15 protein-coding genes are annotated in these 20,955 nt (G+C 36.4%); 14 read left to right on the top strand and 1 reads right to left on the bottom strand.

Translation table 11 applies throughout. From position 1 onward, the window contains the following. Positions 1-88 precede the first annotated feature (88 nt). From gdhA to Q0X89_RS03405, 7 genes are all read left to right on the top strand, one after another. Positions 89-1,432, top strand: coding sequence for an NADP-specific glutamate dehydrogenase (gene gdhA, locus Q0X89_RS03430; protein ID WP_297691207.1), 1,344 nt, complete (start codon positions 89-91; stop codon positions 1,430-1,432). Positions 1,433-1,560: 128 nt separating this feature from the next. Beyond that, positions 1,561-2,280: a DNA repair protein RecO gene (gene recO / locus Q0X89_RS03425; protein WP_297691206.1), complete on the top strand. Its 720-nt coding sequence runs from the start codon at positions 1,561-1,563 to the stop codon at positions 2,278-2,280. Between the two features lies 1 nt (position 2,281). After that, a complete protein-coding gene (locus Q0X89_RS18010; RefSeq protein WP_367176928.1) occupies positions 2,282-3,589 on the top strand; it encodes a TonB-dependent receptor plug domain-containing protein in 1,308 nt (435 codons plus the stop codon). Next, positions 3,520-4,530, top strand: a complete 1,011-nt coding sequence (locus Q0X89_RS18005; RefSeq protein WP_367176941.1) for a TonB-dependent receptor — start codon at positions 3,520-3,522, stop codon at positions 4,528-4,530. Before Q0X89_RS18010 ends, Q0X89_RS18005 begins: the two co-directional genes overlap by 70 nt. A 77-nt stretch (positions 4,531-4,607) precedes the next feature. Beyond that, the gene (gene ileS / locus Q0X89_RS03415) at positions 4,608-8,009 is read left to right on the top strand and encodes an isoleucine--tRNA ligase (protein WP_297691205.1); all 3,402 of its coding nucleotides are present in this window, start codon (positions 4,608-4,610) and stop codon (positions 8,007-8,009) included. Positions 8,010-8,013: 4 nt separating this feature from the next. Next, on the top strand, positions 8,014-8,397 hold the full coding sequence (locus Q0X89_RS03410) for a TraR/DksA C4-type zinc finger protein (RefSeq protein WP_297691204.1): 384 nt from the start codon (positions 8,014-8,016) through the stop codon (positions 8,395-8,397). 271 nt (positions 8,398-8,668) lie between these two features. Continuing rightward, positions 8,669-9,289 carry a lipoprotein signal peptidase gene (locus Q0X89_RS03405; protein ID WP_297691203.1) on the top strand — a complete coding sequence of 207 codons (621 nt, stop codon included), beginning with the start codon at positions 8,669-8,671 and terminating at the stop codon, positions 9,287-9,289. On the opposite strand, the gene Q0X89_RS03400 is transcribed toward Q0X89_RS03405, so the two are convergent. After that, positions 9,286-9,846, bottom strand: coding sequence for a 5-formyltetrahydrofolate cyclo-ligase (locus Q0X89_RS03400; RefSeq protein ID WP_297691202.1), 561 nt, complete (start codon positions 9,844-9,846; stop codon positions 9,286-9,288). The two genes, Q0X89_RS03405 and Q0X89_RS03400, sit on opposite strands and share 4 nt — an antisense overlap. Positions 9,847-10,359: 513 nt before the next feature. On the opposite strand from Q0X89_RS03400, the gene uvrC reads away from it, so the two are divergent. The 7 genes from uvrC to pgi all read left to right on the top strand — a co-directional run bounded on the left by uvrC (position 10,360) and on the right by pgi (position 20,951). Beyond that, positions 10,360-12,147, top strand: coding sequence for an excinuclease ABC subunit UvrC (gene uvrC, locus Q0X89_RS03395; RefSeq protein ID WP_297691201.1), 1,788 nt, complete (start codon positions 10,360-10,362; stop codon positions 12,145-12,147). Positions 12,148-12,164: 17 nt separating this feature from the next. Further along, positions 12,165-14,420, top strand: a complete 2,256-nt coding sequence (locus Q0X89_RS03390) for a patatin-like phospholipase family protein (protein WP_297691200.1) — start codon at positions 12,165-12,167, stop codon at positions 14,418-14,420. Positions 14,421-14,634: 214 nt separating this feature from the next. Continuing rightward, positions 14,635-15,777, top strand: a complete 1,143-nt coding sequence (gene hppD, locus Q0X89_RS03385; protein ID WP_297691199.1) for a 4-hydroxyphenylpyruvate dioxygenase — start codon at positions 14,635-14,637, stop codon at positions 15,775-15,777. 449 nt (positions 15,778-16,226) lie between these two features. Further along, on the top strand, positions 16,227-17,060 hold the full coding sequence (locus Q0X89_RS03380; RefSeq protein ID WP_297691198.1) for a DUF3108 domain-containing protein: 834 nt from the start codon (positions 16,227-16,229) through the stop codon (positions 17,058-17,060). A 6-nt stretch (positions 17,061-17,066) separates the two neighbouring features. Beyond that, complete coding sequence (locus Q0X89_RS03375) at positions 17,067-18,035, top strand: tryptophan 2,3-dioxygenase family protein (RefSeq protein ID WP_297691197.1); 969 nt, start codon at positions 17,067-17,069, stop codon at positions 18,033-18,035. A 2-nt stretch (positions 18,036-18,037) separates the two neighbouring features. Further along, positions 18,038-19,309, top strand: a complete 1,272-nt coding sequence (locus Q0X89_RS03370; RefSeq protein WP_297691196.1) for a peptidoglycan DD-metalloendopeptidase family protein — start codon at positions 18,038-18,040, stop codon at positions 19,307-19,309. Between the two features lie 4 nt (positions 19,310-19,313). Then, the gene (gene pgi, locus Q0X89_RS03365; protein ID WP_297691195.1) at positions 19,314-20,951 is read left to right on the top strand and encodes a glucose-6-phosphate isomerase; all 1,638 of its coding nucleotides are present in this window, start codon (positions 19,314-19,316) and stop codon (positions 20,949-20,951) included. Positions 20,952-20,955: the final 4 nt, after the last annotated feature.

Below are 20,955 nucleotides of genomic sequence, written 5' to 3'. Positions count from 1 at the left end.
AAAAAAAGCCCCTTTAAATTACAGAAAAGGTATAATTTTGCGCTTGAATTTTTAATTCAACAAAAAACCTTAGCTAATTAATTTTAATATGAACGCAAACATTGAAGCATTTATGGATGAGGTTCGTACCCGAAACGGTCATGAACCAGAGTTCATTCAGGCAGTACAGGAAGTTGCCGATACAGTAATTCCTTACATAGTCCAGCATGATATTTATTACGGCAAAAACATCTTATTGAGGATGGTTGAACCAGAACGATTGATTTCCTTTAGAGTTTCTTGGGTTGATGATGATGGCGAGATACATGTAAACCGGGGATATCGTATTCAAATGAATTCGGCAATAGGGCCTTATAAAGGAGGCCTTCGTTTTCACCCATCTGTTAATGCCAGCATTCTTAAATTCCTTGCTTTTGAACAGGTATTTAAAAATAGTTTGACTACCCTTCCAATGGGAGGGGGAAAAGGAGGTTCAGATTTTGATCCTAAGGGAAAATCTGATGATGAAGTTATGAGGTTTTGTCATGCCTTTATGACGGAATTATGCAGGCATATTGGACCTAACACAGATGTTCCGGCAGGAGATATTGGCGTAGGGGCACGGGAGATTGGATTCCTTTTTGGGATGTATAAAAAGATAAGGAATGAGTTCACTGGTGTTCTTACTGGAAAAGGATTATCATGGGGTGGGTCTAAAATTCGCCCGGAGGCCACCGGCTATGGTACTGTATATTTTGCTCAAAGTATGTTAAAAACAAAAAATGAGGAAATTAAAGGAAAAACTGTTGTTGTTTCCGGATCTGGAAATGTTGCTCAATATGCGGCGGAAAAGATTATACAATTAGGGGGTAAAGTTTTGACACTATCTGATTCAGGCGGCTATATTTATGATAAGGATGGGATTGATAATGAAAAATTGAACTTCGTAATGGATCTCAAGAATGATAGGCGTGGTAGAATATCTGAATATGTGAAAAAGTATAAATCAGCTACTTATCATGAAGGAAAACGCCCCTGGGAAGTAAAATGTGATATTGCGCTGCCATGCGCTACTCAAAATGAACTGGATGGAAATAACGCTAAAGAATTAGTTGCCAATGGATGTATTTGTATTGCCGAAGGGGCTAATATGCCATCTACTCCTGAGGCAATTCACGCTTTTCACGATGCAAAAGTTTTATTTGCACCCGGCAAAGCTTCTAATGCCGGGGGTGTAGCTACTTCTGGTCTGGAGATGTCACAGAATTCTTTAAGGATAAGCTGGACAAGAGAAGAAGTAGACGAAAGGCTACGCGGAATTATGGAAGATATTCATGATTCCTGTATTGAATATGGGATAGAAGAAAACGGATATTGCAATTATGTAAAAGGAGCTAATATTGCTGGCTTTGTTAAGGTGGCAGATGCCATGCTTGCACAAGGAGTGATTTAATTAGTATTAAGATAATAGGCGGTTTTAGGAAATGAGCTTTCAATTTTGTGAAAGTTTTAGTCTCTAAAACCGCCTTTCTGATTTTTTTATTAATTCAACCTATCTTTGCTTTATTCTAAGCACAATAGATGCAAATTACCACTAAAGCTTTAATTCTATCTTCTATTAAGTATGGGGATACAAGTTTAATTGTAAAAGCGTTTACTTACTCAGATGGATTAAAATCCTATCTCCTTAAAGGAATCTTAACTTCTAAAAAAGGAAAATTAAAAACCGCCTACTTTCAACCCTTAACGCAACTGGAAATAGTTGTAAATCACAAAAATAAAGGGACTTTAGAACGATTAATAGATGCTAAAGTAAGTTACCCTTATCAAAGTGCTCATACAGACATCGCTAAAAATGCAATGGTCTTATTTTTGGCTGAAATACTTGTTAACAGCATATTTGAAGAGGAACAAAACGAAGACTTATTCCGTTTTCTGGAGGCATCGCTTCAATGGTTGGATACCCATGATAACATTAACAACTTTCATTTGTTTTTCCTATTGGGCTTATCTAAATATTTAGGGTTTTATCCGGACACAACAAATATGAATTACCCTTATTTTGATTTGGCTGAAGGTGCATTTATTGAGACCCCGGGGATGAATCCAATTCTTAAAGAAGAAGCCCTTGAACACTTTAAAGCATTTTTGGGCATAAATTTTGATGCTATCCATAAAGTTAGGATGGGCAAAAAAACCAGGCAAGAATTATTACAATCCCTTGTACTCTATTTTGAAGTACATTTGCACGGTTTTAAAAAACCCAGATCACTTGCTATTTTGAACGAAGTTTTTAGCTAAAATGCATAGGGGAATTTTTCTTATTATACTTCTATTTGCTAACCTCGTATCTGGTCAGGAGATAACTCTCCTTGATGCGGAAACAAAGGAGCCTGTAATTAATGCCGTTCTTTACAATAATGATAAATCAAAAACGGTCCTTTCCGATTTTGACGGAAAATGTGATATATCTGTTTTTGACAGGAACGAGCGTATTACACTAAGGCACCTTAGTTATCAAACTAAAAGATCTACTAAGCAACTACTATTAAAAAGAGGAGGTAAGGTTTATTTTAGTTTAAAGCGCGAACAACTGGATGAAGTGGTTATGTCTATTTCCAAGTGGGAACAACAAAAAAAGGATATACCGCAAAAAATAGTTTCCATAAACGCACAAGCAATAGCATTTACAAACCCACAAACTTCAGCAGATCTCTTGCAGAGCAGCGGGAAAATATTTGTGCAGAAGAGCCAGTTAGGAGGTGGAAGCCCTATGATCCGCGGTTTTGCAACAAACAGGCTGGTGTTATCAGTAGATGGTGTACGTATGAATAATGCTATTTTTAGAGGAGGTAATATTCAGAACATCATATCCATAGACCCTTTTACGGTTAAGAATACCGAAGTAGTTTTTGGACCAGGATCAGTTATATATGGAAGTGATGCTATTGGAGGGGTAATGAATTTCATTACCAATAAACCACAATTTTCAACTGTTGAAAGTTTGGAAATTTCAGGGAGTATGAACTATAGATATGCTTCTGGAAATGATGAAAATACAGGACATTTTGATATCAACATAGGGTCGCAAAAATGGGCTTTTTTAACAAGTGCGTCCTACAATAACTTTAGCGATCTAAAAATGGGAAGCCATGGTCCGGATTCCTATCTTAGAAATCAGTATGTGAAACGACTAAATGGCCAGGATGTATTAGTCCAAAATGAAAATCCACGTATCCAAATCCCAACAAGCTATGATCAAATTAATCTAATGCAAAAAATTTCCTTTAGACCAAATAACAATTGGAGTTATGATTTGGGATTATTTTTGTCCGGTACTTCAGATTATTCCAGGTACGATAGATTAATAAGACCAGACAGTACTGGAACTGGTTTGCGCTCTGCTGAATGGTTTTACGGGCCTCAAAAATGGTTTATGGGAAACATGCAGGTTTCTAATAAAGGCCGAGGCAGGTTTTATGATGGATTGCGAATTACGGGGGCTTTCCAGAATTTTAAGGAGAGTAGAAATGAAAGGCAATTTCAGGACCCTATTCGCAATACAACAAAAGAAAATATAGTACCTGGCAGACCCTTGCGGCATATTTAAACAGCGAATTCAAATCAAAGCCGAATTTCACATGGTTGGCGGGGATTAGGTATAGCCATGTCTGGATTAATGCAGATTTTGATACAACCTTCTATCCTTTTCCTTTTGATAATGCAGATTTGAATAATGGGGCTTTTACCGGAAACATTGGATTTAGCTGGTTTCCAAAAGCCGACTTGCAGTTCACACTAAACGGAGCAACCGGTTTTAGAGCTCCAAATATTGATGATATAGGCAAGGTATTTGACTCTGAACCAGGTTCGGTAGTGGTGCCGAATCCCGATCTAAAACCTGAATATGCCTATAACGCTGAATTTGGAGTACAAAAGAATTTTAAAGATAAGTTAGTGTTAAAAGGTGCGGCATATTACACCTATCTGATAGACGCTCTTGTCCGGAGGGATTATCTGTTTAACGGGGAAGAAGAAATTATTTATAATGGGGAATTAAGTAATGTACAGGCCATACAGAATGCTTCCAATGCATATGTTTATGGTTTGGAGGTTGGGTTGCAGGCATTTCTTTCTGAAAATTTCTCCATCATGTCTAATTTAACTTTCACTGAGGGAACCGAAGAGGATGAAAACGGCAATGACACTCCGGCCAGACATGCTCCCCCGACATTTGCTGATTTTCATCTTGTTTGGAGAAACCAAAGGTTGAAAGCAGATCTTTTTTTGAATTATAATGGTGAAATATCTTTTGAAAACCTTGCGATTTCTGAAATAAATAAAAGTTATATCTATGCTAAAGACACAAATGGCAATCCTTATTCGCCTTCCTGGTACACCTTGAATTTAAGGTCTCAGTATCAAATTGCAGATCCTTTAAAACTGACTTTTGCCATTGAGAATTTTACCAATCAAAGGTATCGTCCTTATTCATCCGGAATTACTGCTGCAGGTATTAATTTCATACTGGGAGCAAGTTTTCGGTTTTGAGATTAAAATAGGATCGATAATTTCATTCTAATTCCTTAATTTTGCAGCCTTAATTTATACCAAAGGAGACCATTCGTATGAAGTTTGCGGAATATAAAGGGTTGGATTTATCTAAGATTGGAGAAGAAATACTTCAATTTTGGAAAACTCGGGATATTTTTGAAAAAAGTGTATCCACAAGAGATGGACAGGCAAGCTATGTTTTTTATGAAGGACCACCCTCTGCAAATGGAATGCCCGGAATTCACCACGTAATTTCCCGAACCATTAAGGATATTTTCCCCAGATATAAGACTATGAAGGGGTTTCAGGTTAAGCGAAAAGCAGGCTGGGATACACATGGTCTGCCTATTGAACTGGGTGTAGAGAAAGAACTGGGAATAACAAAGGAGGATATCGGTGTAAAGATTTCCGTAGAAGAATACAATGAGGCTTGTAAGAAAGCAGTAATGCGCTATACAGATGCCTGGAATGATCTCACAGAAAAAATGGGGTACTGGGTAGATATGGATGATCCATACATTACCTACAAGCCCAAATACATGGAAACTGTTTGGTGGCTGTTAAAACAGATTTACGACAAAGGACTGATCTATAAAGGATATACAATTCAGCCTTATTCGCCAAAAGCAGGTACAGGTTTAAGTTCTCATGAATTAAACATGCCGGGAACATATCAGGACATAACTGATACAACAGTAACTGCTCAATTTAAAATTATAAATAGTTCACTGCCTGAATTTCTGGAACCGTTTAAAAACGAACTCTATTTACTGGCATGGACAACTACACCCTGGACACTGCCCTCAAATACAGCACTCACCGTTGGGCCAAAAATTCAATACGTGTGGGTAAGAACATACAATCAATATACATTTAGACCAATAACTGTTATTCTTGCAAAAAACCTGGTAAGTCAGCAGTTTACAGGTAAATTTTATGAGGTTGAAAATGAGGGAGAACTGTCATCTTTTTCTAAGGATGATAAAAAAATACCTTATTATGTACAGGGATCTTGTACGGGGGAAGATTTAGCAGGAATAAAATATGAGCAGCTAATTGATTATGCACAACCTTACAGTAATCCCGAAAATGCATTCAGGGTTATAGAAGGCGATTTTGTTACTACTGAAGATGGTACTGGGATAGTTCATACCGCACCCACTTTTGGTGCAGACGATATGCAGGTGGCTCAAAAGGCAAATCCGCCTGTACCTCCGTTGTTGGTATTGGATGAAAACAGTAATCCAGTTCCACTGGTTGACTTGCAAGGCAAATTCCGCAAGGAAATGGGAGAATTAGCCGGGAAATATGTTAAAAATGAATATTATGAAGATGGGAAAGCTCCGGAGCGTTCGGTTGATGTTGAAATCGCCATTCGTTTAAAAGAAGAAAATAAGGCCTTTAAAGTTGAAAAATACGTTCACAGCTATCCCAACTGCTGGCGTACTGATAAGCCCATATTATATTACCCCTTAGATTCATGGTTTATTAAAATAACCGATGTTCGGGAACGCATGTATGAGCTCAACCAAACAATCAATTGGAAACCCAAGGCCACAGGCGAAAGGAGATTTGGGAATTGGCTTGCGAGTGCAAACGATTGGAATCTTTCAAGGTCCAGATTTTGGGGTGTACCATTGCCAATTTGGAGGACTGAAGATGGTAATGAAGAAATTATTATTGGTTCAGTAGAACAATTGAAAGAGGAAATGATCAGATCAGTTAAGGCCGGTTTTATGAAATCTGAAGCGTTTGCCGATTTTGAGTTAGGAAACATGAGTGAAGAGAATTATGATAAGATAGATCTTCACAAAAATATTGTTGATCAGATCATCCTGGTTTCAGATTCAGGCAAACCAATGAAGCGAGAGAATGACCTTATTGACGTTTGGTTTGACAGCGGGTCTATGCCTTATGCACAATGGCACTATCCTTTTGAAAATAAAGAACGTATTGATAAGCGCGAGACTTTTCCGGCAGATTTTATAGCGGAAGGGGTTGACCAGACAAGAGGCTGGTTTTATACTTTACACGCTATTGCTACCATGGTTTTTGATTCGGTGGCATATAAGAATGTAGTATCTAATGGCTTGGTTTTAGACAAGGAAGGCAAGAAAATGTCTAAACGCCTCGGAAATGCAGCAGATCCCTGGATGACTATAAAGGAATTTGGCCCGGATGCAACTCGTTGGTATCTAATTTCCAATGCCAACCCATGGGATAACCTTAAATTTGATGTGGAGGGGATTGCGGAAGTAAAAAGGAAGTTTTTTGGAACCCTTTACAACACCTATTCTTTCTTTTCTCTTTATGCCAATATTGACGAATTTACGTATGCAGAAGAAGAAATACTTTTGGAAAATCGACCAGAGATCGACCAATGGATTTTATCTGAATTACATACCCTCATAAAAGGGGTTGATGAGTCTTATGACAATTATGAACCTACCAAAGCTGCAAGGGCTATATCAGATTATGTTCAGGAAAACCTAAGTAACTGGTATGTTCGTTTGAGCAGAAGAAGATTTTGGAAAGGGGATTACCAGGAGGACAAAGTTTCTGCATATCAGACATTATACACCTGTTTAGTTACTATAGCTAAACTCTCTGCACCTATTGCACCATTCTTTATGGATAGGTTGTTTATTGATTTGACGAAAACAACCGGGAAAGATCTTTTTGACAGCATCCATTTATCTAACTTTCCAGAATATAATACTGAATTTGTGAATAAGGATTTGGAAAGTAAAATGCAAAAAGCGCAAACCATATCTTCCCTTGTCCTATCAATTCGTCAGAAAGAAAAAATTAAGGTACGCCAACCATTGCAGAAAATAATGATCCCTGTTTTGGATGAAAAACAGCGTTCAGAAATTGAAGCCGTCGAAGATTTGATAAAAACTGAGGTTAATGTAAAGGAAATCAAGCTTCTGGATGACGCCTCTGGGATATTGGTAAAACGTATTAAGCCTAATTTCAAAGTACTGGGCCCAAGGTTTGGCAAAGATATGAAGCTGATAAGTGCGGCAGTGAGCAATCTGGATCAAAAAGACATTCAAAAAATTGAGCGTGAAGGTAAAATTTCACTTGAAATAGAAAATAAAAGTATTATATTACAGTTAGAGGATGTAGAGATATCTTCTCAGGATATAGAAGGCTGGCTGGTGGCCACTTCAGGTTCCCTCACGGTAGCCTTGGATATAACTATTGATGAGGAACTAAAACAAGAGGGGATAGCTCGCGAACTTGTAAATAGAATTCAAAATCTGAGAAAGGACTCTGGATTTGAAGTAACAGATAAAATTGATATTAGAATATTAAAGGACGGTTTAGTCGAAAGAGCGGTTAAGAGTAATATTAGCTATATTAAAAACGAAACCTTAACCTCCGAACTTAATTTTGAAGAACAAATGGAAGATGGTGTAGCCATTTCCTTTGATGATGTAAACACAAAATTGTCTATCCAAAAACACTAAAATTATGGGACAAGATTTAAAAGTAAGGTATACCGATAAAGAATTAAATGAGTTCAAGGTACTTATAGAAGAGAAGATTGAAAAAGCTAAAAGCCATTTAGAATTACTCAGGAGTTCATATATGAACGATGGGAATAATGGAACGGATGATACCTCTCCAACTTTCAAGGCTTTCGAAGAAGGTTCAGAGACCATGAGTAAGGAAGCCAACACTCAGTTGGCAATACGCCAGGAAAAATTCATCAGGGATCTTAAGAATGCATTGCTGAGGATAGAAAATAAGACCTATGGTATTTGTAGGGTAACAGGCAAGCTTATTAATAAAGAACGCCTGAAGCTTGTACCTCATGCTACACTTAGCATCGAGGCCAAAAACATGCAAAAATAAAGGGTATATACGCTTTGTCTCTTGTTGGTTATTCTTCTGAGAATTTGGGTTTCAAGCATTAGTTTTACTGCACTTTTATGAAGTGTCTTTTGTTTGAGATATTAATATACTAATATCAATTCCCTTTGAATTTTATATATTTTGCCAAGAGGGGATAGTAGTTGAATAATCCGGTTAGGTTCATATTTTCCAATGGACTATTTAAAATGAGCAGCCTTGCCTTTTGTTGGTAGAATAATCCCTATTTTAGCCGAATCTATTTTGAAAAAGAATGAATATAAAGAGGTCTCTGCTTATTATAGCAATTGTTTTACTAATAGATCAGCTCAGTAAAATATATATTAAAACAAATTTTGAACTTGGAGAATCAGTGGAAGTTTTTTCCTGGTTTAGAATTCTTTTTATTGAGAATGAAGGCGCGGCCTGGGGCGCCAAATTAAGTGATATTCTTCCTGTATCGGATAAAATTGGCAAATTGGTACTTACGGTTTTTCGCCTTTTTGCAATAGTAGGAATTGGATATTGGTTATATGACATTATTAAGAAGAACGCAACAGCAACTCTTGTTACAGCTGTTTCGTTGATTTTTGCCGGTGCACTAGGGAATATTCTTGATTCTTTGTTTTATGGGATACTTTTTAATGACAGTTATAACCAGGTAGCAAGCTTATTTTCTGAAGAGCCCTATGGCAGTTTATTTTATGGTAAAGTAGTGGACATGCTTTATTTTCCACTAATTGACGCCAATTGGCCCGAATGGGTTCCCATTGTTGGGGGGAATAATTTTCGATTTTTTGAGCCGGTATTTAATGTGGCCGATACTGCTATCAGCACTGGAGTAGGAATATTAATTGTATTTAATAAAAAGGCTTTCGAAAAAAAAGAAGCTTAAAAAGCATAGATTTTCTCGGGAGTAACGCAGTAATCCATCAAAATATCATGCTCCTGAGTATCACTAATTTTATCCACAGGCTTAAATAAGGAAAGACCTATTTTTATAACATCTTCGCGACATTCCTTTAAAAATTTATCGTAGAAACCTTTGCCATAGCCCACCCTGTAACCTTGTTTATCGAATGCTAAAAGGGGAATAAATACGACGTCTATTTTAGGTGGAGATACCTCCAGTCCGTCCACAGGTTCCGGAATATTCCATTTGTTTTTTCTTAAAACGGTATTGTCTGTAAGTAAATAATGAATCAGACCGGTTTCGTCTAATACTTTTGGGAGCACAATATTTTTATCTTTTCCCTGTAAAACAGATAGAATGAAACTGGTATCAATTTCATTGTTTTCCGTGATCGGTAAAAAAAGGTGGTAATAATTACATGTCCATACAGGTAAAACCAGTACCCTGTTAGCAATTTCTAAACTGTAGTTTGAAATTGCTTCTGAAGACAATTCATTTCTTAATTGAAGGTAGCTTAATCGAAGCTCTTTTTTTAGCATAAATACCGATTAAACCTGTAGCTAATTTGGGGAACTATTTTAATAAAACTAATCTTTTGCTGCAACAGCAAAATATATTTTAAAAAATAGCATCAAAATAAGGTACATACCTAAAGTGATGACATAATTTTCCATGCAGTGAATTAATTTTCTGGTTAAATATAAAGAAATAAATGTCAATTATCCTATAAACAGCACCATTTAATCGGTGAAATGCACAATTTTTACAATTCTTTTAACAATTTTCCTGTTACGAAATAATTCAAAATACTTAAGTTTTGTACAGTAAATAATTGATATTTAGATTATTACAATAAATTAATTTACTATTCTTAAAATATTTTGTAAGACTACATTTTATGGATGGTAGTTTCTAACCACAAACAATATCGGATTATATGTTTTTTGACTTAGAATCCGGAGATTTTAAACCTAATATGAGGCTATGAAGTTTATAGTAATTGTATTGTAACTTACCTTTGTATTAAAGAAAATCATTCTTCCTGCGATCATATGCATAAAATACCATTAGAGATTAAGCTGAGTACATTGCCAGACAGTCCTGGAGTATATCAATTCTATGATGTAGATGGCAAGATATTATATGTAGGTAAGGCAAAGAATCTGAAAAAGAGGGTTTCTTCCTATTTTAATAAGAAGCATGAATATGGAAAAACCCGCGTAATGGTAAAGAAAATAGATTCTGTAAAACACATAGTTGTTAAAACGGAATCTGATGCTTTACTTCTGGAGAATAACCTTATCAAAAAATACCAGCCAAGGTATAATGTTCTGCTCAAGGATGATAAATCGTATCCCTGGATTTGTATTAAAAATGAGCGATTTCCCAGAATATTTCCGACTCGAAAGCTAATAAAAGACGGTTCTGAATATTACGGCCCATATACCAGTCTGAAAACCGTAAAAGTTTTACTTGAACTTATCAGAAGTGTTTATCCTTTACGGACCTGCAATTATGATCTATCTCCCGAAAAAATTAATGACGGAAAATACAAATTGTGTCTCGAATACCATCTTGGAAATTGTAAAGGACCATGTGTAGGACTTCAAACTTCTGAAGAATACGATAGACAGATCGACGATATAAGGCAAATTATTAAAGGTAATTTCAAATCCTCCCTCCATTATTTTAAAACGCAAATGAAATCTCTATCAAAAGAGATGCAGTTTGAAGAAGCTCAACGCATCAAGGACAAAATTGAAGTTCTGGAAAATTATCAGGTTAAATCTACAATTGTAAATCCTAAAATAAACAATGTTGATGTATTTAGTATTATTTCAGATGAAGCATTTGCCTATGTAAACTTTCTTCAACTTTCGCATGGATCCATTATTCGGTCCCACACCATGGAAATTAAAAAGAAACTGGAAGAATCTGATAAAGAACTATTGGAGCTTGCGATTATTGAAATAAGACAGCGTTTTAATTCTCAGTCCAAAAGTCTTTTACTCCCCTTTTTATGTACTGTAGGGGATGATATAAAAGTCACAGTTCCTAAGTTGGGAGATAAAAAAAAGTTATTGGAGTTGTCCGAAAGAAATTCAAAGTATTATAGACAGGAAAGATTTAAACAAATAAGGATAACGGACCCGGACAGACACACAAACCGGATTATGGCGCAAATGAAAAAAGACCTTCGCCTGTCCGAAGAACCCAGGCATATAGAGTGTTTTGACAATTCAAATATCCAGGGGAGTAATCCCGTCGCCGCCTGTGTGGTCTTCAGAAACGGAAAACCGTTTAAAAAGGAGTACAGACATTTTAATATTAAAACGGTTGACGGCCCTGATGATTATAAATCAATGGAAGAGGTAGTCCACAGACGCTATAGAAGATTGTTGGAGGAGGATTCTGGCTTGCCTCAACTTATTGTAATTGACGGAGGAAAAGGACAATTGTCATCGGCCGTAAAGAGCCTTGATTTACTTGGATTGAGAGGTAAAATAGCAATTATTGGTATTGCGAAAAAGCTGGAAGAAATTTACTTCCCCAATGACCCAATACCACTTTATTTGGATAAAAAATCAGAATCTCTGAAGATAATTCAGCAATTGCGAAATGAAGCACATAGATTTGGAATAAACTTGCACAGGAATAAGAGAAGCAAAGCAGCGATTGATTCTGAATTGGAACGCATTAATGGTGTAGGAAAGAAAACAGCAGAAGAGTTGCTTAAAACCTTTAAATCTGTCAACAGAATTAAAAAAGCTTCAATAGAGGATCTTTCAAAAACTGTTGGACAATCTATGGCAAAGAAAATTTATGAAAACTTCCATTAATCTCATATCTTAACCTAATGCAAAAATTGGCTTTAATTCTGACATTGTTTCTATGGGTTGGGATTGGCCGGGCACAGCAAAATGAACCGGACAAGGCACCAAAAGTAGGTCTTGTACTTAGTGGAGGAGGTGCAAAAGGGATGGCTCATATTGGGGTGCTGAAAGTTATAGAAGAAGCAGGAATTACCATTGACTATATTGGTGGCACCAGTATGGGAGCCATCGTTGGAGCGTTGTATGCTTCTGGATATTCTGCAAATGAATTGGATTCATTATTTAGAGAAGCTAATTTTGATGATCTGATTCAGGATAATCTTCCTCGTGGAGCAAAAACTTTTTATGAAAAAGAAGATTCCGAAAGATATGCACTGACTCTTCCTTTTGATGATTTCAAAGTATCCTTCCCTTCAGCTATTTCGGGTGGGCAAAGAATCTATAATGAACTTGTACGACTTCTGTATCATGTCAAGGATGTAAACGATTTTAATGACTTGCCTATTCCTTTTTTTTGTATTGGCACTGATATTGAGAGTGGGGCTGAAGTTATACTAGACAAAGGATATCTTCCACAAGCAGTCATGGCCAGTGGTACCTTTCCATCCTTAATTGAACCTGCTGAAATAGATGGTCAGCTTTTGATCGATGGAGGAGTAACAAATAATTATCCGGTCCTAGAAGTTAAAAAACTTGGAGCGGATATTATTATAGGAGTAGACGTACAGCATGGTCTCAGAAGCCGTGAGAATTTGCAGTCCGCCACTGAAATATTACTTCAGTTGAACAGCTTTAGAACAGTTGAAAAAATGAAGGAAAAGATCATAGAAACCGATATTTATATAAAGCCCGACATTGAGGATCTTTCGGTTATGGATTTTGATTTAGCTGAACCCATTATTGAAAAAGGCAGGGTTGCTGCCCTTGAGCATCTTGAAGCCTTAAATGAATTGGCCTCAAAGCAAAAGTACATTGGTAAAGAGGTCAGGAATATAGTTCATAAGGACTCCATAGTTATTAATAGATTAATCCTGGAAGGGAATATAAATTATTCCCGCGCTTATGTCAAAGGGAAATTGCGAATGGACTTACCGGTCAAAACCACTTTTGAAAAACTTCAGCAGGGAATAAGTAACCTGGCCACTACTAACAATTTTTCTACAATTAGATATGAACTTGTTTCAAATGGTTTAGGAGAAGATTTGGTTCTTAAACTCCGGGAAAACCCTAATAAGGCTTATTTGAGACTTGGGGTACATTATGATGATTTATATAAAACTGCCGCGCTGGTAAATCTTACTAAAAAGAATCTCTTTATGAAGGATGATGTTGCCTCAATTGATTTTGCCCTTGGAGACAATATTAGATATAACTTTCAGTATTACCTGGATAAAGGTTCTTATTGGAGTTTTGGAATAAATTCGCGACTCAATGATTTTAGGGATAATGTTAACTATGAGATAATCCGTTCTAATTTTGAAGTCCCGAATGACGATAATATTAACCAAATAAATCTTGATGTCTCTGATTTCACAAATCAGTTATACCTGCAGACCGTTTTCAGGGAAGAATTCGCTTTTATTATAGGTTTGGAGCAAAAGTTATTAAAGTATAGTACCAGGACATTTAATAACCAAAATGGGGTGCCACCTACCGGAACATCCAACGAACGTATATTTTTTGAAAACAGCAATTATTATAGCACTTATGGAAAATTAATACTGGATACGTATAATAACAGATACTTTCCCTCAAAGGGCTTATATTTTAACGGTGATTTTCATTTGTATCTATTTTCTTCTGATTTTAATAATAATTTTAAGGAGTTTTCGATTGCAAAAGCAAGAATGGGGGCTGCATTTCCTATATTCAAAAAACTTTCTTTAAACCTGGAAACCGAAGGCGGATTTAAACTAGGTAGCTCAGAGGTCAAAGCATTGGATTTTGTATTAGGAGGTTTCGGAAATGATCTCATAAATAATTTTATTCCTTTTTTAGGATATGATTTTTTGAGTTTGCCCGGGAATAGTTTTGTTAAGGCGTATGGGCGCTTAGATTATGAATTTATGAAGAAGCATCACATGATGTTTTCGGTGAATATCGCAAATGTTGAAGACGATCTTTTTAGAACTGGGGAATGGTTTACGCTTCCCGATTTTTCAGGCTACGGACTATCATATGGATGGGATTCTTTTATAGGGCCTGTGCAGGTAATGTATTCGTGGACTCCTGAATTAAATGATGGTAATTTTTTCTTCAGTATTGGTTATTGGTTTTAAAAGTTTATGCAAGCCGCAATTGACGGAATTACCCCTGGTTTTTACAAAGATTGGCAGTTTTTTCCGATATTTGTATTGTATAATTACCGTAATGTTAGATACCAGAATTGATATTTCAGCCCATCTCAGGGCAATGTGGTAAAAATGCCGGAACTCAGGTAGGGACCATTACGTCCCAAAACACTTTTAGTTATTAATCAATTCAAAAAATATCATGGAAATATTAGATAAAACGTCATTAAAGTTGCCGAAGGAAAATCCTGAAGCAGAAGATTTTTTACCTCTTTTAGGGACTGATCATGTAGAGCTTTATGTGGGTAATGCCAAACAGGCAGCGTATTATTATATGTCGGCATGGGGCTTTCAACCCTTAGCCTATGCCGGTTTGGAAACAGGGCTGAAAGACAGGGTGTCTTATGTAGTAGAGCAAGATAAAATAAGACTTGTACTCACGTCTTCTCTCGTACCCGGTGGAGAAATTAACAGACATGTAGAATCACATGGTGATGGGGTAAAAGCTATAGCCCTTTGGGTAGATGATGCAACTCAGAGCTATAATGAAACCACTAGCAGAGGTGCAGTGAGTTATTTTGAGCCCAAGGAACTTAAAGATGAAAAAGGTTCAATCATTTTGTCTGGAATACATACATACGGGGAGACAGTCCACGTGTTTGTTGAACGGGGTAATTATAACGGAATATTCATGCCTGGCTATATTAAGTGGGACCCCTACTTCAAACCAAAAGATGTAGGGCTTAAATATATTGATCACATGGTTGGCAATGTGGGCTGGAATGAGATGAACAAGTGGTGTGAGTTTTATGAGAAGGTTATGGGCTTTGCTCAATTGGTTTCATTTGATGATAAGGATATCTCAACAGACTATACTGCTTTAATGAGCAAGGTGATGAGTAATGGCAATGGCCGAATTAAATTTCCTATTAATGAACCGGCAGATGGAAAGAAAAAATCACAAATAGAAGAATATATCCAGTTTTACAATGGAGCCGGAGTTCAACATATGGCAATGGCCACTGATAATATTATTGAGACCGTTACAGCTCTAAGGGATAGAGGAATTGAATTTTTAACAGTTCCTTCCAGTTATTATGAAGATGTGCTGGATAGGGTAGGAGAAATAGATGAGGATCTTGCACCTTTAAAGGAATTAGGTATACTTATAGACAGGGATGATGAGGGGTACTTGCTTCAGATTTTTACGAAACCTGTGTTGGATAGACCTACATTGTTTATAGAAATTATTCAGAGGAAGGGCGCGAAGTCTTTTGGTAAAGGTAATTTTAAAGCACTCTTTGAAGCCATTGAAAGAGAACAGGCATCAAGAGGAACACTTTAAAGGTATTTTTCTTAAGATTTTGTCAAAAATCAACACGCTTTTATAAAGTATTGTTAATACCCTAGTTAAAGTAAGTTAAAAGATTTTCAAGGAAAATACTTATTAAGTAAATTTGGAGGTATAAGGGGTGGTTCCCTTATAACTTTAAGTATTGGTTTTTCATAATTTAAAGTTTGGTTGGTTATTTAGGAAAAGCCCTGATGTCTTAATCGGGGCTTTTTTTTGAATAAAAATGAATAAGACAAGATAAAACGAATTCTCTGTCGGGTTTCTTGCCAACCTCCCATTCAAATAGTTGCAATTGACAAGTGTTTCCAATCCACTTAATACAAGCAGGATTGACAGAACGAAAGTTACAAGACAATACTTTGGAATAAATTTTGTTTATGTAATTGTAAATTAAGGTTTATTTAAACTCTTTTTTGATAATTTTAAATCGAAAATTAGACATGAAAAAGATCGTTATTCTATTTTTTACTGCTATAACCCTGTCAATGACCGGCCAGTTTGCCGTTGTTGAATCCTACAAACATAATAGCGATACGGATCCCAAGGAAGTTCCTAAGGTCTCAGCTTTTAAACCAGGCGAGTGGTTGAAATTTCGAGTCCACTATGGTTTTTTAAATGCAAGCTATGCTACATTGCACCTGATTAACGATATGGTAGATAGTATTCCTGTTTATCATGTTGTGGGCAAGGGAAAAACAACAGGTTTTGCCAGCTTATTTTTTAAAGTTGATGACACATACGAAAGCTATTTTGACAAAGAAGACGGTAAGCCTTACCGTTTTGTCAGAAAGGTATATGAGGGAGGCTACACCAAGGATGTAGAAATAAATTTTGACCATAACAAAGATGTTGCAGTCTTAAATGATAAAAAGAATAATAAAAAACTTAATTTTACGCTGCAGGATAGTGTCCAGGATCTTATTTCAGCATTTTACTATTTAAGAAATAACTATGAATTTGATGATTTGGTCCAGGGGGAAGTTGTAGAGCTAAAAGTTCTTTATGACCGCGATGGTATTTATAGCTTTAAACTAAGGTATTTGGGTAAGGAAATACTTAAAACAAAATTTGGGAAAGTAGAATGCCTTAAATTTCACCCTATGGTTGAATCTGGTCGTGTTTTTAAAGAGAAGGAAGGTTTAGCCTTATGGGTGTCAAATGATATGAACAAGATACCAATAAGAATTAAAGCGAATCTCGTAGTGGGAGCACTTTCTGCAGATTTAGACGGCTTTAATGGTTTAAAGCATCAGTTCAAAATAATAATGGACTAAACAAGTATGAAAAATAAGGAGCGCCTAGAATCCCAAATTCTAAAACTAAAAGAGAAATATAAGGATTCAGGTCAGGATTTAAGCTCCTATTTAGATGGTTTGTTGTACCAGCGCTATCTCACTTACTGGGATTATATTCACCTCGATACACTATTGAGTTTGCAAGTCCCCAGAACACATTTCCCTGATGAGGAAATATTTATCATGTATCATCAAATCACAGAACTGTATTTTAAGCTTATACTTCACGAAGAAAAACAAATTGTAGATGATAAATCTCAAAATGTGGATTTCTTTATTGAAAAATTAAATCGCATTAATAATTATTACAAAGCATTAATTTCTTCATTTAGTATTATGATTCGGGGAATGGAACGTGAACAATTCCTTCAATACCGAATGTCCTTATTGCCGGCAAGTGGATTCCAATCTGCTCAATATAGAACCATAGAGATATATGCAACCCCCCTTGAACATTTGGTACTTCCCTCCAGAAGAAAAGATTTTACTGAAAATAATAGTATTGAAGAACTATATGAACAAATCTATTGGAAAAAGGGAGCTACTGACAAGCGGACCGGAGAGAAGACACTAACACTTAAACAATTTGAATATAGATATACACCTCGATTTATTCGGATTGCCAAACAGTTGAAAAACAATACGATATATCACAAATATTTAAATTTGCCGGAAGAAAGCAAACATAATAAAGTGCTTATTGAGGCGTTAAAAATAATGGACATAAATGCAAATATAAATTGGCCTTTAATGCATTTGGGATCAGCTCACAGATATCTAAATACAGAGAACACTTCAATTGAGGCCACCGGGGGAACTAATTGGAAGGAATATTTGCCTCCAAGTTTTCAAAAGGTTGTATTTTTTCCAAATTTGTATTCAAAACAAGAGTTAAATAATTGGGGGAAACAATGGGTGGACCATATCTTTAACCCTGAAAAAATTGAAAACTGACAATGTATAAGTATTGGGGCACATTTGTATTACTTAGTATTTTTATTTCCTGTAAAAAAGTTCAAACCAACAAAGAAGTAAATGAGGTTGATGAAGTAGCTGTCTCAAGTAAATTATCTGCGGATAAACAATTCGGATTTAATCTTGAGGATTTTTTAGTAGTAAAGGATACGGTAAAACGCGGGGATAGTTTTGGAGAGTTAATGATTCAAAACAAAGTAGACTATCCCAAAATCGCCAAACTATCTGAGGACTTTAGGGATACATTTGATGTCCGTAAAATTAGAGTAGGCAAGCCATATCTAATTCTGAAGTCAAAAGATACCACACAAGGGGCTCAGATTTTTATTTATCAGAACGACCTTATAAACTTTACGGTAGTTGACTTTCGGGACTCCGTTGTTGCCTATAAAGATCGCATGCAGGTAAAATATGTGCAAAAAGAAGCGGCGGGGATCATTGAAACTTCCCTTTCGGAGGCGATATTGGATCAGGGAATAGATTACAACATTACCAATGACCTATCGGAAATATATGCCTGGACTATAGATTTCTTTCGATTGCAAAAGGGAGATAAGTTTAAGGTAATCTATAAGGAAAAGTATATTAACGATTCAATTTATGCAGGGGCCGAACCCATTGAAGCTGCCTATTTTGAGCATAATGGAACACCTTTATATGCCTTCGCTTATGAATCTGATTCCCTAAAAAATATTATCGACTACTTTGATGACGAGGCAAACAATTTGCGAAGGACATTCTTAAGAGCGCCTGTAAAATTTAGCAGAATTTCGTCTCGTTATAACCTAAAGAGAAAAATTCGATACTATGGATACAAGGTAAGACCTCACCGTGGTACTGATTATGCAGCACCCGTTGGCACTCCTATCATGGCAACGGCCGATGGAACAGTTACTGAATCCACAAGAAAAGGAGGGAACGGGAAATATGTAAAAATCAGGCATAACGGCACTTATAGTACCCAATATCTGCATATGAGAAAACAAAAGGTAAGAAGAGGAGAATTTGTCAGACAGGGAGATGTTATCGGATGGGTTGGCATGACCGGAAACACCGGGGGGCCACATGTGTGTTATCGTTTTTGGAAAAATGGACGTCAGGTAGACCCGTTTAAGGAAAAACTTCCTGCAGCAGAACCTCTTCCCGAAGAGGTACGAAAGGACTATTTTGACTTTATTGCGCCACAAAAAGTACAATTAGACTGTATTGAATTTTCGGAAAGACCCGATGAAGAATTGCTAACTCTTAACTAACTCAATGCCATTAAAGAACACTAACCCAACAACTACTGCAGCCTGGAAACAACTTGGCGAGAATTTTAAAGAAACAGAAAGCTTACATCTCAAGGACCTGTTTGTGACCAATAGGGAACGCGCCACAAAATTTACATTAAGATTTCAAGAATTTATAGTTGATTTTTCTAAGAACAGAATAACGGATAAAACCTTATCACTTTTAATTCAACTTGCAGAAGAAGTAAATTTAAAAGATGCTATTGAAAAACTATTCAATGGTGACCTTATTAATCAAACAGAAGCAAGATCAGTACTTCATACAGCGCTAAGAGCAAAAGAAACAGAAAAGATCATGGTTTCAGGGGTGAATATTATCCCTGAAGTTTACCAGGTTAAAGACCAGATTCGTAAATTTTCTGAGGAGATAATCAATGGACACAGGAAAGGATTTACTGGTAAAAGGTTTACAGATATTGTAAATATTGGCATTGGAGGTTCAGATTTGGGTCCTTTAATGGTTACGGAGGCTCTGAAGTATTATAAAAATAAATTGCGTACTCATTTCGTGAGTAATGTAGACGGCGACCATGTCCATGAAATGTTAAAGGAATTGAATCCTGAAACCACACTCTTCGTAATTGTTTCCAAAACATTTACTACTCAGGAAACTCTCAGTAATGCAAATACAATAAGAAAATGGTTCTTAAAATCGGCAACAGAAGAGGATGTTTCCAAACATTTTGCGGCAGTTTCTACAAATGCTGAAAAGATCAGTGAATTTGGAATAGCGGATGAAAACGTATTCCCCATGTGGGATTGGGTAGGTGGAAGATTTTCTCTTTGGAGTGCAGTAGGCCTGTCAATTTCACTGGCAATAGGCTATAAAAATTTTCAGGAACTATTATCAGGAGCAAATGAAATGGACACACATTTCAGGACTGCAAGTTTTGATGAAAACATTCCGGTTATACTTGCCCTCTTAAGTATTTGGTACAATAATTTCTACGGAGCTGAAACAGAGGCCGTTATTCCTTACACACAATATCTAAATCGATTTTCTGCCTATCTTCAGCAAGGTATGATGGAGAGTAATGGTAAGAGTGTTGATCGCGACGGTAATTTTACTGAATATCAGACAGGAACCATTATTTGGGGTGAACCGGGAACTAATGCACAGCACGCTTTCTTTCAGTTAATTCATCAGGGCACAAAATTAATACCGGCAGATTTCATTGGATTTAAGGAATCATTGCACGGAGATTCTGATCATCACAACAAATTAATGGCTAATTTTTTTGCACAGACTGAGGCGCTCATGAATGGCAAAACCGCTGAGGAGGTCAGGCAGGAATTAGAAGCTAAAAAAATGACGGCTAATGAAATTGAAAAGCTGGTTCCTTTCAAAACTTTTGAAGGAAACAAACCTACCAATACCCTGTTAATAGAAAAACTTACTCCCAAAACATTAGGGATGCTAATTGCCATGTATGAGCACAAAATTTTTGTACAGGGTATTATCTGGAATATATACAGTTTTGATCAATGGGGCGTGGAGCTTGGGAAGCAACTTGCATCGACCATTTTGGAAGATATCAATAATTCAGAAATTGCCAAACATGACAGCTCTACATTGAATCTTTTGCATCTTTTTAAGGATTAAATTA

The sequence above is a fragment of the uncultured Eudoraea sp. genome (genome assembly GCF_947258525.1).
Classification (GTDB): domain Bacteria; phylum Bacteroidota; class Bacteroidia; order Flavobacteriales; family Flavobacteriaceae; genus Eudoraea.
This window is presented reverse-complemented; position numbering and strand designations above follow the sequence as displayed.